We start from the raw sequence: 19,580 nt of genomic DNA on the forward strand, positions 1-19,580 counted from the left end.
TGATCTCCAACAACGACGAAATGGCGATCGGCGCCATCCAGGCGCTGAAGGCGGCCGGCAAGGACATGACCAAGGTCGTCGTCGGCGGTGTCGACGCCACGCAGGACGCGCTTGCCGCCATGCAGGCAGGCGATCTCGACGTCACCGTCTTCCAGGATGCCGCCGGCCAGGGCAAGGGCTCGCTCGATGCTGCGCTCAAGCTCGCCAAGGGCGAAAAGATCGACAAGAAGGTTTATATTCCCTTCCAGCTCGTCACGCCTGCCAACGTCAAGGACTTCGTCACCAAGAACTGAGACGAGTGCCAACAGGATGCGGGCTTCGCCCGCATCCTTTCCGCCTGTCCGTATCCGGAGGAGATGATATGGCCGTCAGTCCGACAACCATGGCCGCCGTGCGCGCGAGCGGCGCAGTTCCGAACGCGGAATATCTGCTGAGCGCCGAGGGCGTTCGCAAGGAATTTCCAGGTGTCATCGCGCTGGACGACGTGCAGTTCCGGCTGAAGCGCGCCTCCGTGCATGCGCTGATGGGCGAAAACGGCGCCGGCAAATCGACATTGATGAAGATCCTCGCCGGCATTTACATACCCGACAAGGGCGATATCCGCCTGAAAGGCGTCGAGATCCGGCTGAAATCTCCGCTTGACGCACTGGAGAACGGGATTGCCATGATCCATCAGGAACTGAACCTGATGCCGTTCATGACGGTCGCGGAAAACATCTGGATCCGCCGCGAACCGAAGAACCGCCTCGGTTTCGTCGATCACGGCGTCATGCACCGCATGACCGAGGAACTATTTACCAGGCTCAATATCGACATCGATCCCGACATCGAGGTCCGGTACCTGTCGGTCGCCAACCGGCAGATGGTCGAGATTGCCAAGGCCGTTTCCTATAATTCCGACGTGCTGATCATGGACGAGCCGACTTCGGCGCTGACGGAGCGCGAGGTCGAGCATCTCTTCCGCATCATCCGCGATCTCAGATCTCAGGGCATCGGCATCGTCTACATCACCCACAAGATGAACGAGCTTTTCGAGATCGCCGACGAGTTCTCGGTCTTCCGCGACGGCCGATATATCGGCACGCACGCTTCGACCGACGTTACCCGCGACGACATCATCCGCATGATGGTCGGGCGCGAAATCACCCAGATGTTTCCGAAAGAAGAAGTGCCGATCGGCGAGGTCATGCTCTCCGTCAAGGATCTTTGCCTCAACGGCGTCTTCAAGAACGTCTCCTTCGAGGTAAGGGCGGGCGAGATTCTCGGCGTGGCCGGCCTTGTCGGTTCCGGGCGTTCGAATGTCGCCGAAACGCTGTTCGGCGTGACGCCGGCAAGCTCCGGCTCGATCGAACTCTACGGCAAGCCGGTGACGATTTCGTCGCCGACCGAAGCTATCCGTCACCAGATGGCGTTCCTGACCGAGGACCGCAAAGATACCGGCTGTCTGCTGATCCTCGATATTCTCGAGAACATGCAGATCGCCGTTCTGCAGGACAGATATGTCAAGGGCGGTTTCGTGCAGCAGGGCGCCATCGAAGCGACCTGCGAAGACATGGCAAAAAAGTTGCGGGTGAAAACGCCCAATCTTTACGAGCGGGTGGAAAACCTTTCGGGCGGCAATCAGCAGAAAGTGCTGATCGGGCGCTGGCTGCTCACCAATCCGCGGATCCTGATCCTTGACGAGCCGACGCGCGGCATCGATGTCGGCGCCAAGGCGGAAATCCACCGGCTGGTGACGGAGATGGCGCGAAACGGCGTGGCAGTCATCATGATCTCGTCCGAAATGCCCGAGGTTCTCGGGATGAGTGACCGCATCATGGTCATGCATGAGGGGCGCGTGACCGGTTTCCTCAATCGCGATGAAGCAACGCAGATCAAGGTGATGGAGCTGGCTGCGCAGTGATGCGCCGTCGGCCATCGCCCAAGGGAGGTTTGACATGAGTACCAAGGCAGTAGAGGGCGCGGCTCCGCTCGCAACCCGTCAACGGCGGCGGCGCTTGCCGACTGAGCTCAGCATTTTCCTCGTGCTCGTCGGCATTGCGCTCATCTATGAAGTGCTCGGCTGGATGTTCATCGGCCAGAGCTTCCTGATGAATTCGCAGCGCCTGACGATCATGATCCTGCAGGTCTCCGTCATCGGCATCATCGCCGTCGGCGTCACGCAGGTCATCATCACCGGCGGCATCGATCTTTCGTCAGGCTCGGTCGTCGGCATGACGGCGATGATCGCGACCAGTTTCGCCCAGTCCTCGACCTGGGGGCGGGCCGTCTTCCCATCGCTGACCGACCTGCCGGCCGTCGTGCCGATCCTCGTCGGCCTGTTGATCGGGGCGGCCGCGGGTCTGGCGAACGGCGCGCTCATTGCCTACACCAAGATCCCGCCGTTCATTGCAACGCTTGGCATGTTCGTGTCGGCCAGAGGCGTGGCGAAGTGGTACACCAAGGGCCAACCGGTTTCCGGGATCACCGAGCAGTTTCATTTCATCGGAACCAAGGCGTGGCCGGTCGTCGTCTTCCTGGTCGTTGCGCTGATCTTTCACATTGCGCTGCGCTATACCCGCTACGGAAAGTTCACCTATGCCATCGGCGCGAACCCGCAGGCGGCGCGCGTTTCCGGCATCAACATCGAGGCGCATCTCGTCAAGGTCTACGTGATTGCCGGATTGCTTGCTGGCCTGGCCGGCATCGTTACGGCGGCCCGCGCCGAAACCGCACAGGCGAGCATGGGCGTCGGATATGAACTCGACGCGATCGCCGCAACCGTCATCGGCGGCACTTCGCTCACCGGCGGTGTCGGGCGCATCACGGGCACCGTCATCGGCACCATCATCCTCGGCGTCATGACATCAGGCTTCACCTTCCTCAGGATCGACGCCTATTACCAGGAGATCGTCAAGGGCTTCATCATCGTCGCGGCCGTCGTCATCGACGTCTACCGACAGAAGAAACGCCGCAAGCACTGATCTGCGGCCATACGATCCGAGGTTTTTCGCGGGGGCTTCGGCCCCCGTTTCGATTCTGGCGAAGCTCCAGATGTCGATGACGAATTTCTGAAAAAAGAGGTGGCGAATTCCGTCAGCTTTTCTATTCTGACTGCTTCATTCGCCCTCTACAGCGCCGCGCGTCTGAAAAGACGCGCAAAGGACGCTGTAGCACTTTGAATGCTGCATAATTTTATTCATAAATCGATTCCGATTTAAGGAATTATGCAGTAGGGCAGCGCAGGAAGACAGATGCAATTCGTATTTGACGGTCACAACGACGTTCTCCTTCGACTCTGGACCCATGCAAAAGACGGCAGCGACCCGATTGCGGAATTCGCAGACGGCACGACGGTCGGCCATATCGATGCGCGTCGTGCGAGAGAGGGCGGTCTTTCGGGCGGTCTCTGCGCCATCTATATTCCCTCGGGCGATCTCGTCTTTGCCGATCCTGATGCCGAAGGCCGCTATGTGACGCCGATGGCGGCTCCCCTCGATCCGCTGCCTTCCCTTGCCATCGCCAATGAGATGGCGGCGATCGCGCTGCGGCTCGACCAGGCAGGCGCCTGGCGGCTCTGCCGGACGGTGAAGGATATCCGCAGCGCCATGGCGGACGACATTTTCGCCGCCGTCATGCATATGGAAGGCTGCGAGGCGATCGGCGCCGATCTTTCTGCGCTCGAGGTATTCTATGCGGCGGGGCTTCGCTCGCTGGGGCCGGTCTGGAGCCGGCACAATGTCTTCGGCCACGGTGTGCCCTTCGCCTTCCCGATGTCGCCGGATACGGCACCTGGTCTCACCGATGCCGGTTTCGCGCTGGTGAGGGAATGCAATCGCCTCGGTATCCTGATCGACCTCGCCCATATCACCGAGAAGGGGTTCTGGGATGTGGCAAAAACGACGGACCAGCCGCTGGTCGCAAGCCACTCCAATGCCCATGCGCTGACCCCGGTCGCACGTAACCTGACGGACAAGCAGCTCGACGCGATCCGCGAAAGCCGCGGGCTTGTCGGCATCAACTATGCCACCGCCATGCTGCGCTCCGACGGCCGCTCGGACAGTGATACGCCGCTGGCCGACATGATCCGCCACATCGACTATCTCGTGAACCGTATCGGCATCGACTGCGTGGCGCTCGGCTCGGACTTCGACGGTGCTACCATTCCCGAGGAAATCGGTGATGCGGCTGGCAATCAGAAGCTGATTGCCGCTCTCAAGGAGGTTGGCTATGCTGATGCCGACCTCGCAAAACTTGCCCGTGAAAACTGGCTTCGCATTCTGGCCCAAGCTTGGCGGGAGGACCGCGCCTAAGCCTTTTCATCCAATCAAAAACAGGGGAACAAACCATGATGATCACCAAGCTCAGCCGCAATTTCCGTGTGCTTTCCGCCGGAGCCGCTCTTTCGCTCCTGATGATGGCGGCGCCTGCCGCTTTTGCAGAGACGCCTAAGGATACGCTGGTCGAGGGTTTTGCCATCGATGATATCATCACGATGGATCCGGGCGAGGCTTTCGAGCTTTCGACCGCCGAAGTCACCAGCAACAGCTACAGCCTGCTCGTTCGTCTCGACATCAACGATACGTCCAAGGTGAAGGGCGATCTCGCCGAGAGCTGGAGCGTTTCCGATGACGGCCTGACCTATACGTTCAAGCTGAAATCAGGCCTGAAGTTCGCCTCCGGAAATCCGATCACCGCCGAAGATGTCGCATGGTCGTTCGAGCGCGCCGTCAAGCTCGACAAGAGCCCGGCCTTCATCCTCACCCAGTTCGGCCTGACTGGCGACAATGTTGCCGAAAAGGCCAAGGCGACCGATGCCAATACCTTCGTCTTCACGGTCGACAAGCCCTATGCGCCGAGCTTCGTGCTGAACTGCCTGACGGCAACTGTCGCTTCCGTCGTCGACAAGAAGCTGGTGCTGGAGCATGTGAAGGCGGTGACGCCGGATGCCGAGCACAAATACGACAATGATTTCGGCAATGAATGGCTGAAGACCGGTTATGCCGGTTCCGGCGCCTTCAAGTTGCGCGAGTGGCGGGCCAATGAAGTCGTCGTGCTGGAACGCAACGACAATTATTACGGCGACAAGCCGAAGCTCAACCGCGTGATCTATCGCTACATGAAGGAAAGTTCGGCGCAGCGGCTGGCGCTCGAAGCCGGCGATATCGACATCGCCCGCAACCTGGAGCCGGGCGACATCGACGCCGTTTCCAAGAATGCCGATCTGGCAACGACAAGCGCACCCAAGGGCACGATTTATTACGTCAGCCTGAACAACAAGAACGAGAACCTGAAGAAGCCTGAGGTCCAGGAAGCCTTCAAGTACCTGGTCGACTACGATGCGATCGGCGCGACCCTCATCAAGGGGATCGGCGAAATCCATCAGACCTTCCTGCCGAAGGGCCAACTGGGCGCCCTCGACGAAAATCCCTATAAGCTCGACGTCGCCAAGGCCAAGGAACTGCTCGCCAAGGCCGGCGTGCCCAACGGTTTCTCGATCACGATGGATGTGCGCAACACCCAGCCGGTGACGGGTATCGCCGAATCCATGCAGCAGACGCTGGCGCAGGCCGGCGTGAAGATGGAAATCATCCCCGGCGACGGCAAGCAGACGCTGACCAAGTATCGCGCCCGCACCCACGACATGTATATCGGCCAGTGGGGCTCGGACTATTTCGACCCGAATTCCAACGCCGATACCTTTACCGGCAATCCCGACAATTCCGATGCGGGCACGGTGAAGACGCTTGCATGGCGCAACACCTGGGAAGCGCCTGAACTCGACAAGGAAGCCAAGGCCGCCCTTCTGGAACGTGACGCCGCCAAGCGCGCCGCCATGTACCAGGATATCCAGAAGAAGTATCTGGCAAACAGCCCCTTCGTCTTCATCTTCCAGCAGACCGAGGTGGCCGGCTACCGCAAGAGCGTGAAGGACTTCAAGCTGGGTCCGAGCTTCGATACCAATTTCGTCGGTCCGATCGCCAAGGAATAATCCGGCGGGATTGACTGGCTTGAGTTCCGTGGAAACAACACAGGAGGCGCGGCCCCGAAAGGGCCGTGCCGGCGCCTTCGCAAAGGCGCTAGGGCGGTTCCTGTTTGCCGCCGTCACCACCTATTTCGGCCTGCTGGCCGTTACCTTCTTCATCGGCCGCGTCGTGCCGATCGATCCCGTGCTCGCCATTCTTGGCGATCGCGCACCAGCTCATGTCGTCGAGCGCGTACGACGCGAGATGGGCTTCGACCTGCCGCTCTATGAGCAGTTCTATATCTATATCAAAGGCATCCTGTCCGGCGATTTTGGCAATTCGGTGCTGACGACCAATCCTGTGATGGTGGATATCCGCCGTGCATTCCCGGCAACGGTCGAGCTTGCGACGCTCGGAACGCTCATCGGAGCCTGCGTCGGCGTGCCGCTCGGCGTTCTTGCCGCGGTGCGCCGCGGCAGCATCGCCGACCAGGTCGTGCGCGTCGTCGGCCTCATCGGTTATTCGGTGCCGATCTTCTGGCTGGCGCTGATCTCACTGGTGATCTTCTATGCGCAGCTGCGCTGGGTGGCCTTTCCCGGCCGCATCGACATCGTCTTCGAATATACCTTCACGCCGATCACAGGCTTCTATCTGCTGGACAGCGCCTGGCAGGGGCAGTGGGATGTCTTCTACGATGTCTTTCGCCACATCATCCTGCCGGCATCCCTGCTCGGCTATTTCTCCCTCGCCTATATCAGCCGGATGACGCGCAGCTTCATGCTGAACGAGCTTTCCCAGGAATATATCGTTGCCGCGCGCGCCAAGGGGCTTTCGGAAACGCGGGTAATCTGGGGCCATGCCCTGCGCAATGCCGCCGTGCCGCTTGTCACCGTCATCGCGCTTTCCTATGCCGGCCTGCTTGAAGGATCGGTATTGACCGAGACTGTCTTCTCATGGCCGGGCATCGGGCTATACATCACCAATTCGCTGCAGAACGCCGATATGAACGCCGTGCTCGGCGGCACGATCGTTATCGGCACTGTTTTCATCGGCATCAACCTTCTGTCCGATCTTCTTTACCGGACACTCGACCCGAGGACGCGAAACCGATGACGGTTCCCGCCAGCCCATCCCCTGCGATGAGCCGCCGCGAATGGCTGCTTTCCGACCGGCCGCAATCGCGCACGCAGGCCCGCCTCGGCCGCGCCTATGTCACTTGGCGACAGTTCACGGCAAACAGGCTCGCCGTCGTCGGGCTGCTTGTTATCGTGGGGCTGCTCCTGGTGGCGGCTTTCGCCGATCTCATTGCCACGCATGATCCGGTCGTCGGCGATCTGCGCAATGCCCGCCTGCTGCCGCCTGGAACGGACGGCTTTCTGCTTGGTACGGACGACCAGGGCCGTGATATCTTTTCGCGGCTGATCTACGGGTCGCGGCTGACACTGCTCGTCGTCGGGCTCGTCGCCATCATCTCCGCGCCGATCGGGCTGATCGTCGGCACGGTATCGGGTTATGCCGGCGGCTGGGTCGATGCGACGCTGATGCGCATCACCGATATCTTTCTCGCCTTTCCGAAGCTGGTGCTGGCGCTTGCCTTCGTCGCCGCCCTCGGCCCCGGCATCCAGAACGCGATCATCGCCATCGCCATTACCTCGTGGCCGCCCTATGCCCGCATCGCCCGCGCCGAGACGCTGACGGTCAGGCGTTCCGACTATATCTCGGCGGTGAAGCTGATGGGCGCCTCGCCGCCGCGCATCATCGTGCGTCACGTCATGCCGCTCTGCATTTCCTCGCTGATCGTGCGGGTGACGCTCGACATGGCGGGCATCATCCTGACGGCGGCCGGTCTCGGCTTTCTCGGCCTCGGCGCACAGCCGCCGCTGCCGGAATGGGGTGCGATGATCGCCTCGGGACGACGCTTCATCCTCGATCAATGGTGGGTCGCGGCGATGCCCGGCATCGCCATCCTCATCGTCAGCCTGGGCTTCAACTTGCTCGGCGACGGCCTGCGCGATGCGCTCGATCCGAAGGAGAGCGGGCAATGACGACGCTTCTGACGGTCGATAACCTCAAGGTCAGCTACCCCACGCGGACCGGCGTGATTGAGGCCGTGCGCGGCGTCTCCTTCACGCTCGGCAAGGAAAGGCTCGGCATCGTCGGCGAATCCGGTTCCGGCAAGTCGCAGACCGGCCGGGCCATCATGGGGCTGACGCCGAAACACGGCATCGTCACGGCCGACAGGCTCGATTTCAGCGGCATCGACCTCATCAAGGCCTCTGCCGCGCAAAGGCGCAGCCTGCGCGGCAAACGCATCGCCATGATCCTGCAGGATCCGAAATATTCGCTCGACCCCGTCATGACGATCGGGCGGCAGATTTGCGAAACGTTGCGCACGCATGAGAAGGTCGGCAAGGCGGAGGCGCGCGATCGGGCGCTCGCCATGCTGGAAGCGGTGCAGATCCGCGATCCGAAACGGGTGTTCGACCTGCACCCGCACGAGGTCTCGGGCGGCATGGGGCAGCGCGCGATGATCGCCATGATGCTGATTGCCGGACCCGAACTGCTGATCGCCGACGAGCCGACCTCGGCGCTCGACGTGACGGTGCAGCTCGATGTGCTGAGGATCATGGACAGGCTGGTGTCGGAGCGTGGCATGGGGCTGATCTTCGTCTCTCATGACCTGAGGCTGGTCTCTTCCTTCTGTGACCGCGTCATCGTCATGTATGCCGGAAAGATCGTCGAGGAACTCGCGGCCGCCGATCTCAAACATGCGCAGCATCCCTATACGAAAGGGTTGCTGAACTGCATGCCCGAGATCGGCGTAAACCGACATCCGCTGCCGGTGCTCGACCGCAGGCCGGAGTGGGCGGCATGAACGCAGCTCTCGCGATCGATAATCTTAGCGTCGTCTACGATCAGTTTCATGCGCTGAAGGATGTCGACATTACCGTCGAACGCGGCGAATCCTTCGGCCTCGTCGGCGAGTCCGGCTCGGGCAAGTCGACCTTGCTGCGCGCAGTTGCCGGGCTTGCGCCCGTTAGCGGCGGGACGATCCATATCGACGGCGAAGCGCTGAGAGGTTCGAAACGCAGCAAAGCCTTCTACCGGCGCGTGCAGATGGTCTTCCAGGACCCCTATGGCTCGCTGCATCCGCGCCAGACGATCGACCGGCTTCTGCTCGAACCGCTTGCCATTCACGGTATCGCCGACGGCGAAAGGCGCATCGCGCGCGCCCTTGACGAGGTTGGTCTCGGCAATGGTTTCCGTTTCCGCTACCCGCACCAGTTGTCCGGCGGCCAGCGGCAGCGTGTGGCGATCGCAAGGGCGCTGATCGTCGAGCCGTCCATTCTTTTGCTCGATGAGCCGACCTCGGCGCTCGATGCCTCGGTGCAGGCGGAGGTGCTGAACCTGCTGGAACAGATCCGCCGCGACCGCAAGCTCACCTTCGTGATGGTGAGCCACGATCTCGGTGTCATCACCCATATGTGCGACCGGCTCGCCGTGATGCGCAACGGCGCTGTCGTCGAGCGGTTGAGCTCGGAAGAGCTGGCGAAAGGCTTAGTTCAGGCGGACTATACGAGAAATTTGATGATCGCCAGCAAGGGTTTCGTCAAAGCCTGAAGGGTAATCTTTTCAAGCTCTTGAAAAGAAAAGATCGGCGACGGCGTTAAGGATAATGGTTTCCTAAAAGACGACCAATCAGCTAGACTATTGACAGTTGCCCCGGTTCTGTCATGATCCCGTTAACGATTGTTAGCTTTCGTGATCGATGGAGGTTGAGGCATGTTCTTTCTCGGTGGGATGACCATGGGTTACCTCGATCCTCCCGTCAAAGCCGAGCGCAGGGAACAGGGTTCAGTATCCCTTCCTGCGGAAAAAGACCGCCGGCTGATCGACACGCCTGCCAATCCGCTCGAGAACGAGAACGTCGTTGAACGCTCGTTGATCTGGGCATGGCGTACGCTCTGCTAAAAGGGCTGGTTGAATTTTTCCTTCCGTTCGCTCTAGACGGAAATTTATCTCTACCTACCTGATAGAGAATATAAGAATATGACCGCGAGCCGCACAACCGGCCGCATAATAACAACGGAGGCGACATATGGCAGATCTGGGTATTTCGCATGCTCACGTGAACCACTATGGTTCCGCATCAAACAAGAAGCCGCTGACGACGCGCAACAGGTTTCAGGCGGCGCTGCATGGAGCGATCTTCACAGCGGCCTTCCTGTTCGTCGTAGCCATGGTTTGCGGCGTCGTCGGTTAATCCGACGGATCATAAGCTTCGGCAGGTGCCGGAGCTGCAGCGGTTTCCGCTCTCTCGAATTCCGGAACATTTAATCTGTCTCGGCATTCTCCTGACAATCGAATGTCAAAAGGAGAATGATCATGAGAGGTATTCTATTGTGGTTGATCGGTATTCCAATCCCGATCATCATCCTTCTTTACCTTTTTCACGCCGTCTAGAGGCCGTCGTATCGAATTTATTCGTGCGACGTGCTTGGATTCTTGTTGCAATCGGCTGCACGAGATTGCTGTATTCTTCTTGATACATCAGCAATCGGCCGTCAGGCGGGCGAAGCAAGCTCTATTCCACACGCGGACCAACCGTCACCGGGCGCATGATCCATGCGATCATGCGCCTTTCCTTTGTCCGAAATCGAAGAGCTCTTGCATTGACGGACCTAAACGTGCCGCGACCTTCAAATTCGCTTGCCACGTTTCAGGTCTTTGGTTTTGCGCGACATCTCTAAATGGCCGATATTTCCGTCACCCGCGGGCCGGAAAAACCCGCCCGAGGCCGCAATTCATACCCCTTGACTTGAATTATCCCGATGGTGTCCAAATTTTCGCCATGGCTTTCGCAGAGAGGATACCGATGGTCCCTATCACCCGTCGGGCTGCGCCCCGAACCAGGGCTTAACCCATTCGAAAACGCTTGGCCCTAGCGTCATTTGTCCCGCCTTCATCGATCTTCGAAGAATCGGGCTCCGTTCATGTAGCAGTCATGATAAGCAGTGCAAAAGGCTGAGCAAAACAGCCATAACTTTGTTTGGATCCAGAACCGAACCCATGTCCATTTCCAATCTTTCTCCGAGCCTTTCGCGCGAACCCGATACGAAGCAGATCGATCACAACGATTCGATCCGCTCGACCTACCTTTCCATTGAAGACATCAAGGCGATGGGCGATGCCGTCGCCCGCAACGGCGTCGACCGGCTGCCGGCTTTCGCCCCCTTCGATTTCTTCGCGCGCCATAAGGAAAACGAGAAGGAAATCCTTCGCGTCTACCGCACCACGGCGACTGATGTCGAGGCCGGCGAGACCATCACGCCGGCGGCAGAATGGCTGCTGGACAATCACTATATCGTCGAAGAAGCGATCCAGGAGGTGCGGCGCGACTTCCCCCGCCGCTTCTACCGCGAATTGCCGACCATGTCCGTCGGCGGCGTCGAGGTGCCGCGCACGCTCGTGCTTGCCTGGCTCTATGTCGCCCATACCCATAGCACGATCTCGCAGGAGAGCCTGACGGCGCTGGTCGACGGTTTTCAGGCCAACGAGACGCTCAGGATCGGTGAACTCTGGGCATTGCCCTCACTCGTGCGCTATGTGCTCGTGGAAAATCTTCGCCGCATTTCGAGCCGCGTCGAAGCCAGCCGGCGCCTGCGCCGCCGCGCCAACGAAGCGGCCGACGAGCTGGTGCGCCTGAGCGATCCGACGAAAGCCGCCGCCTATCTGAAGACGCTGGAGCCGCTTGCCGAGGACAATACGTTCTCGACGCAATTCCTCTACCGCCTGCGCGACGGCTCGCAGACCTCGAGCCTCGCGATCACCTGGCTCGACGAGCGGCTGGAAGAACTCGGCCGCAATACCGAAGAGGCGACGACGGCCGAACACAGCCGTCTCTCCTCCGGCAATGTGACGATGGGCAACATCATCCGCAGCCTTCGCGAGATCGACGATACCGAATGGTCGGTCTGGGTCGAGCAGGTGAGCCATGTCGACAAGCTGCTCTGGGAGCATTCGGACTACGGCATTCTCGATTCCGGCTCGCGCAACAAATACCGCAAGCAGATCGAGAAACTGGCCAAGCGCTCGCCGTTGACGGAAATGGAAATCGCCCAGCTGGCGCTCGACATGACCGATGCCGCCAAGGCCTCGGGCGAGCCGCAGCCGCATGAACCGAATGTCGGTGGCTTCCTGTCCGGCGCACAGCGGCCGAAGCTCGAGGCGCGGGCGAGCTACCGCCCGACGATCACCCAGCATTTCGTGCGCGCCGTGCGCCGCTTCAACTGGCTGTCGATCGCCGTGCCCGTCATGCTGCTGACGATCATTGCCATGGCGATCGTCGGCAAATTCATGGCGAATGCCGGCATGGGCCCGGTTGAAATCGCCGTCCTGCTGATCATGTTCTCGCTGCCGGCGTCGGAGGGGGCGACAGGTCTCTTCAACACCGTGCTTTCCTTTTTCGTGACGCCCGCCCGTCTCGTCGGCTACGAGTTCAAGGAAGGCATTCCGGAGGATGCGCGCACCCTGCTCGTCGTGCCCTGCCTGATCTCGAACCGCGACAGCGTCGACGATCATGTGCGCAATCTCGAGGTTCATTATCTCGCCAATCCGCGGGGCGAAATCTATTTTGCACTGCTCAGCGACTGGCCGGACAGCGATGTCGAGGAAACGCCCGCCGATCTCGAGGTTCTCGACTATGCCAGGCGCGAGATCGCCAATCTTTCCGCCCGCTATGCCTACGACGGCAAGACGCGTTTCTACCTGCTGCATCGCCGCCGCCTCTACAATCCGTCCGAAGGCGTGTGGATGGGTTGGGAGCGCAAGCGCGGCAAGCTGCACGAGCTGAACATGCTCCTGCGCGGCGACCGCGACACCACCTATCTGCCGGGCGCCAATGCCGTGCCGGCCAATGTGCAATATGTCATGACGCTCGACGCCGATACACGCCTGATGCGTGACGCCGTCACCAAGCTCGTCGGCAAGCTCTATCATCCGATCAACCGCCCGGTCATCAATCCGAAAACCGGCCGCGTCGAAAGCGGCTACGGCGTGCTGCAGCCGCGCGTCACACCGTCTCTGACGACGGGCAAGGATGCGTCGGTCTTCCAGCGCGTCTTTTCGATCAACCGCGGCCTCGACCCCTATGTCTTCACCGTTTCCGACGTCTATCAGGATCTCGCCGGAGAGGGCACCTTCACCGGCAAGGGCCTCTATCATGTTGATGCCTTCGAAGCGTCGCTGAAGGGGCGGATCGAAGAGAACTCGGTGCTCAGTCACGATCTTCTCGAAGGCTCGATGGCGCGCTGCGCGCTCGTCACCGACCTCGAGCTGGTGGAAGATTTCCCGATCCGCTACGAGGTGGAAACCTCGCGCCAGCATCGCTGGGCGCGCGGCGACTGGCAGCTCCTGCCCTATATGTTCAATCCGAAATACGGCGTCACGGCACTCGGCCGCTGGAAGATGTTCGACAATCTGCGCCGCTCGCTGACGCCGATCGCCTGGTTCTTCGCCTCCGTTCTCGGCTGGTATTTCATGGGTCCGCTCGGCGCGCTCCTCTGGCAGATTCTCTTGATCTTCTGCCTCTTCGTCGCGCCGACGCTATCCCTCATCAATGGCATCATCCCGCGCACCAGCGATATCGTCGCCCGCGCCCATCTCTATACGGTCTGGTCCGATATCACCGCCGCCAACGCGCAAGTTGCGCTGCGCATCGTCTTCATCGCCGATTCGGCCTGCATGATGGCGGATGCGATCGGCCGTTCGCTCTACCGTCTGTTGGTCAGCCGCAAGCTGATGCTGCAGTGGCGGACCGCCGCCAGCGTTCAGGCCGGCGGCCAGGGAACGCTGATCTCCTATTACAAGGCGATGTGGCATGCGCCGGTATTGGCGCTGCTGGCGCTCGGTTTCGCAGCCCTTCCCGGCGGCAGTGCCTTCTTCGTCGGCATTCCCTTCGCACTGCTCTGGATCCTGTCGCCTGTCGTTGCCTGGTATGTCAGCCAGTCGGCGGAGACCGAAGACCGGCTGGAGGTGGCCGATTCCGTGTCGAGCGAACTGCGCAAGATCGCCCGGCGCACCTGGCGTTATTTCGAGACCTTCACGACGGCCGAGCAGAACTTCCTGCCGCCGGACAATATCCAGGAAACGCCGCATGTCATCGTTGCGGCACGCACCTCGCCGACCAATATCGGCGTCTATCTGCTCTCCGTCGTCTCCGGCCGGCATTTCGGCTGGTTCTCCTTCGAGGAGACGCTCGAGCGGCTGGAGCAGACGATCGCGACGATCGACAGGATGGAGAAGTTCCGCGGCCATCTGTTCAACTGGTATCACACCGATACGCTGCAGACGCTTGGGCCGCGTTATGTCTCCGCCGTCGACAGCGGCAATCTCGCCGGTCATCTGATCGCCATTTCGTCTGCCTGCCGCAACTGGGCCGAGGCACCGTCGGCTCATATGCAGGGCAATCTCGACGGCGTCGGCGATACGGCTGGCATTCTCGGCGAAGTGCTGGCGGACCTGCCTGACGACCGCAAGACCGTGCGTCCGCTGCGCCGGCGGCTGGAAGAGCGCATCGTCGGCTTCCAGAACGCGCTTGCCGCCGTCAAGCGCGAGCACGAATTCGCCTCGATCCGCATCATCAACCTCGCCGTTCTCGCACGCGACATCGAGAAGCTCGCAGCCAATCTCGACCATGAGGTCAAGTCGAAGCAGAGCGAAGAGGTCACCCAGTGGGCGGCATCACTGGTAAAGGTCTGCGAGGCGCATATATCAGACAGCACCTTCGACCTTTCCAAGGTCGATGCGCTGAGGCCGCGCCTGGTGGCGGTGCGCGACAAGGCTCGCGATCTCGCCTTCTCAATGGATTTTGGCTTCCTGTTCCGGCCGGAGCGGCGCCTGCTGTCGATCGGCTACCGCGTCGAAAGCGGCGAACTCGACCAGGCCTGCTACGATCTTCTCGCTTCGGAATGCCGCCTGACCAGCCTCTTCGGCATCGCCAAGGGCGATCTGCCGACGGAGCACTGGTACCGCCTTGGCCGCCAGGTCGTGCCTGTGGGTTCACGCGGCGCGCTGGTTTCCTGGTCCGGCTCGATGTTCGAATATCTGATGCCGCCGCTCGTCATGCAGGAGCGCGGCGGGGGTATCCTCAACCAGACCAACAATCTCGTCGTCGTCGAGCAGATGAACTACGCCCGCAAGCTCGGCATTCCGTGGGGCATTTCGGAAGCGGCCTTCAATGCCCGCGACCATAACCTCAACTATCAATACACCAATTTCGGCGTGCCGACGCTGGGCCTGAAGCGTGGCCTCGGCCACAATGCCGTCATCGCACCCTATGCCTCGCTGCTTGCCAGCCAGTACGACCCGCCGGGTGCGCTCGAAAACCTGCAGAAGCTGCGCAAGGTCGGTGCGCTCGGCAAATTCGGCTTCCACGACGCCGTCGACTTCACGCCGACGCGCGTGCCGGAAGGCAAGAAATGCGCGGTGGTCTACAACTACTATGCCCACCATCATGGCATGTCGATCGCAGCCGTCGCCAATGTCGCCTTCAATGGCCACCTGCGCGAGCTCTTCCATTCCGATCCCGTCATCGAGGCGGCCGAACTCCTGCTGCAGGAAAAGGCGCCGCGCGACATCCCGGTCATGAGCGGCAAGCATGAATCCGATACGCCCGCCAGCATCCAGGACGACCTCCTGCGTCCGGAGCTCCGCAAGATCAGCGATCCGGCTTCGCGCGACCGCGAACTCGTGTTCCTGTCGAACGGCCATTATTCGATGATGCTGACGGCGACGGGCGCCGGCTACTCCCGCTGGAACGGCCTTTCCGTTTCGCGCTGGAAGGCCGATCCGACCGAAGACCGCTGGGGCACCTTCATCTTCCTGCGCGATACGGCCACCAACGAGTGGTGGTCGGCGACCGCTGAGCCGAAGGGCGTCGAAGGCGAGAAGATCAAGGTCGAATTCGCCGACGAGAAGGCGCACTTCACCAAAACGGTTGGCGAGCTGACGAGCGAGGTCGAATGCATCATCGCGACCGAGCATGATGCCGAGGCCCGCCGCGTCACCCTGCTCAACATGGGTGGAGAAGACCGTTTCATCGAAGTCACTTCCTACCTCGAACCCGTCATCACCTCCGACGATACCGACAATGCGCATCCGGCATTCGCCCGGATGTTCGTCAAAACCGAGATCGGCAAGCGTGGAGACGTCATCCGGGCGGAACGCAACAAGCGCGATCCGAACGAGCCGAACATCAGCGTTGCGCATCTGATCGTCGACAATGCCGGCGACACCCGCCATACCGAATTCGAGACCGACCGTCGCAAGTTCATCGGCCGCGGCCGTAGCCTTGCCGATGCGGCCGCCTTCGATCCGGGTGCTGTGCTTTCCGGCAGCGACGGTTTCGTGCTCGATCCCGTGATGTCGCTGCGCCGCACCGTGCGTGTGCCGGCCGGCAAGAAGGTCAGCGTGTTCTTCTGGACGATTGCCGCGCCGACCCGCGACGAGGTCGACAAGGCAGTCAACCGCTACCGTCATCCCGACGCCTTCAACCACGAGCTCGTCCAGGCCTGGACGCGCACGCAGGTGCAGATGCGCCATGTCGGCGTCACCTCGCAGCAGGCGGCTGCCTTCCAGCATCTCGGGCGCTATCTTGTCTATCCCGATATGCAGCTGCGCAGCGATCAGGGGACCGTCGAGGCCGGCCTGCAGTCGCAATCGGCGCTGTGGCCGCTGGCAATCTCCGGCGATTTCCCGATCTTCACGCTGCGCATCAACGACGACATGGATCTCGACATCGCCCGTGAGGCGCTGCTGGCGCAGGAATATCTGCGCTCGCGCGGTGTCACCGCCGATCTCGTCATCATGAACGAACGCGCCTCTTCCTATGCGCAGGACATGCAGCACGCGCTCGACGCCATGTGCGAAAACGTGCGCCGCATGGGCCAGGCCGACGGTCTGCGCCAGCATATCTTTGCTGTCCGCAAGGACCTGATGGAGGAGGCTACCTATCACGCGCTGATCGCGGCTTCCCGCGTCACCCTGCATGCGAAGAACGGCAAGGTGGTCGATCAGATCAACCGCGCAGTCGCGTTGTTTGCACCCTCCAAGGAGGAGCTGCAGGAGATGGAACGGGCCGAGCGCGCCAAGCCTCCCGTCAAGCGTGTTGCGCCGGTGCCGCCGCCTGCCGTGCCCGCCGTCGTCATCGAGGAGGAAGGCGATCTCGACTTCTGGAACGGCATCGGCGGCTTTGCCCGGGACGGGCGCGAATATGTCGTTCGTCTCGCCGGCGGCCATGCGACGCCGCAGCCGTGGATCAACGTCATCGCCAACGACAAGTTCGGCTTCCATGTGTCCGCGGAAGGCGCGGGCTTCACCTGGAGCGCCAACTCGCGCGACTACCAGCTGACCTCCTGGTCGAACGATGCGGTGGTCAACCGTTCCGGTGAGGCGTTTTATCTCGCCGATCTCGACAGCGGCGCCGTCATGACGCCGTTCGCAGCACTTTCCCGCCGGCCGGACATCCGTTTCGAAGCCCGCCACGGGCTCGGCTATTCCGTCTTCTCCAGCATCCAGAACGATATCGCACTGGAACTGACGCAGACGATCGCCCGCGAAAAGCCGGTGAAACTGCAGCGCCTGCGCCTGCGCAACACCGGTTCGACCGGCCGCAGACTACGTCTCTACGGTTATGTCGAATGGATCCTCGGCAACAATCCGGGACGCACGGCATCTTTCATCCTGTCGAAGCATGACGAGGAGACGGGGGCGCTGTTTGCCACCAATCCCTACAGCATCGATTATTCCAACCGCACCGCCTTCTTCGCGGCGAGCGAGACGCTTTCGAGCTTCTCGGCAAGCCGGCGCGAATTCATCGGCAAGGCGGGAACGATCCATGCGCCGCAGGCCGTCACCTCTTCAGCCGTCCTTTCCGGCACGACGGAACTCGACGGCGATCCGGCCGCGGCACTGGCGATCGACATCGAGCTCGCTGCCGGCGAGGAGCGCGACTTTACCTTCTTCCTCGGCGATACCAGGACGGAAGAGGAAGCGCGCGCCGTCATCGCCGATATCCGCAAGGCTTCGTTCGACGGTACCGTCGAGGCGAACCGTGCCTTCTGGCAGGACTTCACCGGCAGGCTGCAGATTTCGACGCCGGATCAGGGGATGAACAATCTCGTCAATACCTGGCTACCCTATCAGAGCCTCGGCTGCCGCATCATGGCCCGCACCGCCTTCTATCAGGCAAGCGGCGCCTTCGGCTTCCGCGACCAGCTGCAGGACACGCTGGCCTTCGTGCTGCACGAGCCTTCGATCGCCCGCCGGCAGATCCTGAACGCCGCCTCGCGCCAATTCCGTGAGGGCGACGTGCAGCATTGGTGGCTGCCGGGAACGGGAGCGGGCGTTCGCACGTTGATCTCGGACGACGTCGTCTGGCTGAGTTACGCAATCCATCACTATTGCAGCGTCACCGGCGACAAGAGCGTGCTCGACGAAGAGCTTGCCTTCCTGGAAGGCCCGGCTCTTCTCGAAGGCCAGCACGACTCCTTCTACAAGCCGGAGATTTCCGAGGACAAGGCAAGCGTCTACGAACACGCGGCGCTAGCGCTCGATCTCGCCATCGCCCGCAAGGGGAAGAACGGCCTGCCGCTGTTCCTCGGAGGCGACTGGAACGACGGCATGAACCGCGTTGGCATCGGCGGGCGCGGTACCAGCGTCTGGCTCGGCTGGTTCCTGGCGGGTGCATTGCGCTCCTTCATTCCCTATGCCGAAGAACGTGGCGACACGGCGCGCTCGGAGCGCTGGTCGGTGCATCTCACCGAATTGAAGAAGGCGCTCGAAACTGCGGCCTGGGATGGCGGCTACTACCGCCGCGGCACGTTCGACGACGGTACGTTGCTCGGCTCCAAGGAAAGCCCCGAATGCCGGATCGACTCGATCGCGCAGTCCTGGAGCGTGCTTTCTGGCGAGGGCGATCCCACCCGGGCCGTCAAGGCGATGGATGCCGTGCTCGATCAACTGGTCGACGAAGATGCCCGCATCATCAGGCTGTTCACCCCGCCTTTCGTCAATTCCGCCAGGGATCCCGGCTATATCAAGGCCTATCCGCCGGGCGTGCGTGAAAACGGCGGGCAATATACCCATGCCTCGACCTGGGTGGTGATGGCGCTGGCGGAGCTGAAGCGGGGTGACGACGCCTTCCGCTGCTTCCAGATGCTCAACCCGATCACCCATGCGCTGGACAAGGCTTCGGCGGAGCAATACCGCGTCGAACCCTATGTCGTTGCGGCCGACGTCTACGGGCATGATCCCTATACGTCGCGTGGCGGCTGGACCTGGTACACCGGTTCCGCCGGCTGGCTCTACCGTGCCGCCGTCGAAGGCATTCTCGGCATCCGCCTGAAGGCCGGCCGGCTTTACGTAAAGCCGGCGCTCCCTTCGGAATGGGACGGTTTTGCGGCAGAGGTGGAACAGGGCGGCGGCAAATACCGCATTTCGGTCTCAAAAGCGTCCAATGCCAGCGGCTACACTCTGTCGATCAACGGCAGCGAAGTCACCGATCCCGAAGAGGGATATCCGCTCGGATAACAGCGTTCTCCACGCTGAAAAATACGGCGATTCGCGACGGCCAAA

General features: G+C 61.3%; 12 protein-coding genes. All 12 read left to right on the forward strand.

Annotated features, from left to right (window positions below):
- On the forward strand, positions 1–293 hold a 293-nt coding region (locus EFB14_RS17320), incomplete at its 5' end, for a substrate-binding domain-containing protein (RefSeq protein ID WP_164737543.1).
- A 68-nt stretch (positions 294–361) separates the two neighbouring features.
- Complete coding sequence (locus EFB14_RS17325; RefSeq protein ID WP_126827434.1) at positions 362–1,903, forward strand: sugar ABC transporter ATP-binding protein; 1,542 nt, start codon at positions 362–364, stop codon at positions 1,901–1,903.
- A gap of 34 nt (positions 1,904–1,937) precedes the next feature.
- Entirely contained in the window at positions 1,938–2,963 is a 1,026-nt protein-coding gene (locus tag EFB14_RS17330; RefSeq protein WP_126827436.1) for an ABC transporter permease, read from the forward strand.
- 270 nt (positions 2,964–3,233) lie between these two features.
- Complete coding sequence (locus tag EFB14_RS17335; protein WP_126827437.1) at positions 3,234–4,292, forward strand: dipeptidase; 1,059 nt, start codon at positions 3,234–3,236, stop codon at positions 4,290–4,292.
- A gap of 35 nt (positions 4,293–4,327) precedes the next feature.
- Positions 4,328–5,971, forward strand: coding sequence for an ABC transporter substrate-binding protein (locus EFB14_RS17340; RefSeq protein WP_126827439.1), 1,644 nt, complete (start codon positions 4,328–4,330; stop codon positions 5,969–5,971).
- A 19-nt stretch (positions 5,972–5,990) separates the two neighbouring features.
- Entirely contained in the window at positions 5,991–7,058 is a 1,068-nt protein-coding gene (locus EFB14_RS17345; RefSeq protein ID WP_125845934.1) for an ABC transporter permease, read from the forward strand.
- Entirely contained in the window at positions 7,055–7,990 is a 936-nt protein-coding gene (locus EFB14_RS17350) for an ABC transporter permease (RefSeq protein WP_126827441.1), read from the forward strand. Before EFB14_RS17345 ends, EFB14_RS17350 begins: the two co-directional genes overlap by 4 nt.
- Entirely contained in the window at positions 7,987–8,820 is an 834-nt protein-coding gene (locus EFB14_RS17355; protein WP_126827443.1) for an ABC transporter ATP-binding protein, read from the forward strand. Before EFB14_RS17350 ends, EFB14_RS17355 begins: the two co-directional genes overlap by 4 nt.
- Positions 8,817–9,566: an ABC transporter ATP-binding protein gene (locus EFB14_RS17360; protein ID WP_125845937.1), complete on the forward strand. Its 750-nt coding sequence runs from the start codon at positions 8,817–8,819 to the stop codon at positions 9,564–9,566. The genes EFB14_RS17355 and EFB14_RS17360 overlap by 4 nt, the downstream gene beginning before the upstream one ends.
- A 162-nt stretch (positions 9,567–9,728) precedes the next feature.
- A complete protein-coding gene (locus EFB14_RS17365; protein ID WP_126827445.1) occupies positions 9,729–9,917 on the forward strand; it encodes a hypothetical protein in 189 nt (62 codons plus the stop codon).
- Between the two features lie 127 nt (positions 9,918–10,044).
- Positions 10,045–10,209 carry a hypothetical protein gene (locus EFB14_RS32940; protein WP_164737544.1) on the forward strand — a complete coding sequence of 55 codons (165 nt, stop codon included), beginning with the start codon at positions 10,045–10,047 and terminating at the stop codon, positions 10,207–10,209.
- 806 nt (positions 10,210–11,015) lie between these two features.
- On the forward strand, positions 11,016–19,535 hold the full coding sequence (locus EFB14_RS17375) for a glycoside hydrolase family 94 protein (protein WP_126827449.1): 8,520 nt from the start codon (positions 11,016–11,018) through the stop codon (positions 19,533–19,535).
- The last annotated feature ends 45 nt before the right edge of the window (positions 19,536–19,580 follow it).

Source organism: Rhizobium fabae, from assembly GCF_003985135.1.
GTDB classification, from domain to species: domain Bacteria; phylum Pseudomonadota; class Alphaproteobacteria; order Rhizobiales; family Rhizobiaceae; genus Rhizobium; species Rhizobium pisi.